This is a genomic window from Micromonospora yasonensis, from assembly GCF_026013475.1.
In the GTDB taxonomy this organism is placed as follows: domain Bacteria; phylum Actinomycetota; class Actinomycetes; order Mycobacteriales; family Micromonosporaceae; genus Micromonospora; species Micromonospora yasonensis.
Genome location: NZ_JAPDPH010000373.1, coordinates 1 through 3,767, shown reverse-complemented (window position 1 = coordinate 3,767; position 3,767 = coordinate 1). Strand labels below are relative to the sequence as shown.

Here is a 3,767-nt window from a genome sequence, read left to right as displayed (position 1 = left end):
GGACGTGCCGCACACCCTGCCCGCGCTCGCGTCGGCCGTCGCCGGGGTCCTGGACACGGTCGGGGTCACCGGCCCGGCGCACCTGGTCGGCAACTCCCTCGGCGGGGCGTTGGCGATGCGGCTGGCCGTGGCCGACCCGACCCGGGCGGCGAGCCTGGTCCTGGTCAACAGCGCCGGCTTCGGCAAGGAGGTCACCTTCGCGCTGCGGCTGCTGGCCCTGCCGTTCGCCCGGCTGCTGCTGCGCCCGCACCCGGCGATCGCCCACCGCACCGAGCGGGCCATCTTCCACGACGCGACGTACGTCACCGAGGCGCGGATCGCCACCGCCCTCGCGGCGGCCCGGCAGCCGCACGCCGCCCGGGTGATGCTGGAACTGGTCCGCAGCCTCGGCACCTGGCGGGGCGTCCGCCCGCAGTGGCGGGCCGAGCTGCTCGACGCGGTGGCCGCGCTCGGCCTGCCTACTCTGGTGGTCTGGGGCGACCGCGACCTGATCCTGCCCGTACGGCACCTGACCAACGCCCGCACCCGGTTCCCGCAGGCGCGGACCCACCTCTTCCCCGACTGCGGGCACATGCCGCAGATCGAACGGGCCGCCGAGTTCGAGGCCGTGGTCAGGCGGTTCTGGTCGGAAACCGGCTCAACCGCCCACTGACGGGGCAGCCGGCGACGCGCCACCGACCTCGGACAGCATCCGCAGCGCCGCCTCGACGCCGGGCGGGACCGGTCGCCGCGGCGCGCGAAGCGCCCGATTCCGGCCGTGGTCAGGTGCGACCGGGCGTACCGGGGGAACACGTCGGTCATGGCCGAGATGACCCTCTTCCTCGCCGGGGACGTGATGACCGGCCGGGGCGTGGACCAGATCCTGCCCCACCCCGGGCCGCCCGGGCTGCGCGAGCAGGCCGTCACCGACGCGCGCCGCTACGTCGAACTGGCCGAGTCGGTCGCCGGTCCGGTGCCCCGCCCGGTCCCGCCCGAGTGGCCGTGGGGGGACGCGTTGCGGCTGCTCGACGCGGAGCGCCCGGACGTGCGGATCGTCAACCTGGAGACGGCGGTGACGGGCCGGGGCGAGTACGCCCCCGGCAAGGGCATCCACTACCGGATGCACCCGGCGAACCTGGCCTGCCTGACCGCCGCCCGGCTGGACGTCTGCGCGCTGGGCAACAACCACGTCCTGGACTTCGGCCCGACCGGGCTCGCCGACACCCTGGACGCCCTGCACGGGGTGGGGATCCGGACCGCCGGCGCGGGCCGGGACGGCGACGAGGCGTGGCGGCCCGCCGCGGTGCCCCTGCCGGGCGGTCGCCGGCTGCTGGTCTGGTCGGTGGGCGCCCCGTCGAGCGGGGTGTTCCCGCACTGGGCGGCAGCCGGCGGGCGGCCCGGGGTGGCGTACCTGCCGGAGGCCTCGGTGGCGTCGGCCGAGGCGCTCGCCGACCGGATCGCCCACCACGCCGGCGCGGCCGATCTGGTGCTGGTCTCGGTGCACTGGGGCAGCAACTGGGGGCACGAGGTCCCGGACGGGCACGTGGCGTTCGCGCACGCCCTGATCGACGCCGGGGTGCACGTGGTCCACGGGCACTCCTCCCACCACCCCCGCCCGGTCGAGCGGTACCGGGGGCGGCTGGTCCTGTACGGCTGTGGCGACCTGATCGACGACTACGAGGGCATCGGCGGGCAGGAGGAGTACCGGCCGGAGCTGCGCCTGCTGCACCTGCCCACCCTCGACGCGGAGACCGGTGAGCTGCGCCGGCTGCGGCTCGTCCCGGTCCGGATGCGTCGGATGCGGCTGCAGCCCGCCGACCCGGCCGAGGCCCGCTGGCTCGCCGACCTCCTCGACACGCTCGGCGCCCCGTACCGGACCCGGTTCACCGTGGACGGCACCGGGGTGATCGTCCCCCGCTGACCGGGATCGCGGCGGTTCGGCGGGGGTGGCGTGGGCCACGTCCACCGGGGGTGGGACGGGCGGGGACGAGCTGGGACGCACCATAGATACATGACGCATCCCAGTGCCGCCGGCACCACCGCGCGGGCCGCCGGACCGTCCGCGGCCGAGCGGGCGTACCAGCACCTCAAGCGCGCCATCCTGGAGCAGGTCTACCCGGGCGGCCTGCTGGTCAGCGAGGGCGAGATCGCCGAGGCGACCGGGGTGTCCCGCACCCCGGTCCGGGAGGCGCTGCTGCGCCTGGAGGCCGAGGGACTGGTCAAGCTCTACCCGAAGCGCGGCGCGCTGATCCGGCCGGTGTCGGCCCGCGAGATCGCCGACGTCATCGAGGCCCGCCGCCTGGTGGAGCTGCACGCCGCCGAGCAGGTCTGGCCGCGCCGCGCCGACCTCCGCGCCGACCTGGCCCGCCGGCTGGACGAGATGCGCCGGGCGCACGCCGCCGGGGACGTCACCGCCCTGATGGCCGCCGACCGGGCCTTCCACGCCACCGTGGTGGAGGCGGCCGGCAACGAGATCCTCGCCGAGCTGTACCACCGGCTGCGCGACCGGCAGATCCGGATGGGGGAGGCCGGATTCCGGCTCTCGCCCGGCTGGGCCGAGGTGGTCCTCGCCGAGCACGCCGCCCAGGTCGCCGCCCTCGACGGTGACGATCCGCAGGTTTTCCTGGACGCGGTCGCCGCGCACATCGACCACGCCGCGACCGTGCTGCGGACGCTGCGGTGAGCACTGCCAAGCGCCCCGCCGCCCTGGTCTACGCCGTCGCGGTCACCGCGTACGTGGCCGCCGTCTTCCACCGCAGCTCGCTCGGCGTCACCGGGGTCGACGCCGCCGAGCGGTTCCACATCAACGCCGCGGCACTGGCCATGTTCTCCGTCGCCCAGCTCGCCGTGTACGCGGCCATGCAGGTGCCGGTGGGGGTGCTGCTCGACCGGTTCGGCTCCCGCCGGCTGCTGCTGGCCGGCGGGGTGCTGATGGTGGCCGGTCAACTCTGCTTCGCCGTCGCCACCGACGTGCGCCTCGCCGTCGTCGCCCGGGTGCTGGTCGGCCTCGGCGACGCGATGACTTTCATCAGCGTGCTGCGGATCGTGGCGTTCTGGTTCCCGGGGCGGCGCAACCCGCTGCTGGTGCAGCTCACCGGCACCATCGGGCAGTTCGGGGCGGTGCTCGGCGCCGTACCCCTGGTGGCGCTGCTGCACCGGGCCGGCTGGACGCCGGCGTTCCTCACCGCCGCGGCGCTCGGCGCGACCGTGCTGTTGCTCGTCCTCGCCGCGGTCCGGGACACCCCGCACGCCGCGCACCCCACCGCCGTCGCGGCCGAACTGGCCACCGTACGCCGCCAGCTCGCCGACGCCTGGGCCCAGCCGGGCACCCGGCTCGGGCTCTGGGCCCACTTCGTCACCCAGTTCTCCGGATCGGTGTTCGCCCTGCTCTGGGGCTACCCGTTCCTGGTCCAGGGGCAGGGTTTCTCGCCGACCGCGGCAGCGTCCCTGCTCACCCTGATGACCGTGGTGACCCTGGTCTGCGGGCCGGTGATCGCGCACGTGTGCGCCCGGCACCCGTTCCACCGCTCGGTGGTGGTCTTCGCGATCACCGCGGCCACCGCGGCGGCCTGGGCGGTGGTGCTGGCCTGGCCGGGCCGCGCGCCGCACTGGCTGCTGGTGGCGTTGGTGGTGGTGCTCGCGGTCAACGGCCCCGGCTCGATGATCGGCTTCGACTACGCGCGCACGTTCAACCCGGTGCACCGGATCGGCACGCCACCGGGATCGTCAACGTCGGCGGGTTCGTCGCCTCGATCCTGCTGATCCTGGCCGTCGGCGTGGTGCTCGAC

4 protein-coding genes are annotated in these 3,767 nt (G+C 75.4%); all 4 read left to right on the top strand.

Going from position 1 to position 3,767, the window contains the following annotated elements:
* On the top strand, window positions 1–652 hold a 652-nt coding region (locus ONA70_RS35215; protein WP_265010804.1), incomplete at its 5' end, for an alpha/beta fold hydrolase.
* Window positions 653–799: 147 nt separating this feature from the next.
* Window positions 800–1,900 carry a CapA family protein gene (locus tag ONA70_RS35210; protein WP_265010803.1) on the top strand — a complete coding sequence of 367 codons (1,101 nt, stop codon included), beginning with the start codon at window positions 800–802 and terminating at the stop codon, window positions 1,898–1,900.
* 90 nt (window positions 1,901–1,990) lie between these two features.
* Window positions 1,991–2,662, top strand: a complete 672-nt coding sequence (locus ONA70_RS35205; RefSeq protein ID WP_265010802.1) for a GntR family transcriptional regulator — start codon at window positions 1,991–1,993, stop codon at window positions 2,660–2,662.
* The gene (locus ONA70_RS35200; RefSeq protein WP_265010801.1) at window positions 2,659–3,741 is read left to right on the top strand and encodes an MFS transporter; all 1,083 of its coding nucleotides are present in this window, start codon (window positions 2,659–2,661) and stop codon (window positions 3,739–3,741) included. Before ONA70_RS35205 ends, ONA70_RS35200 begins: the two co-directional genes overlap by 4 nt.
* Window positions 3,742–3,767 lie beyond the last annotated feature (26 nt).

Excerpts from the sequence above, each read along its gene's own strand:
- ONA70_RS35205 (WP_265010802.1), top strand. The coding sequence starts at position 1,991 with ATGACGCATCCCAGTGCCGCCGGCACCACCGCGCGGGCCGCCGGACCG.
- ONA70_RS35210 (WP_265010803.1), top strand. The coding sequence starts at position 800 with ATGGCCGAGATGACCCTCTTCCTCGCCGGGGACGTGATGACCGGCCGG.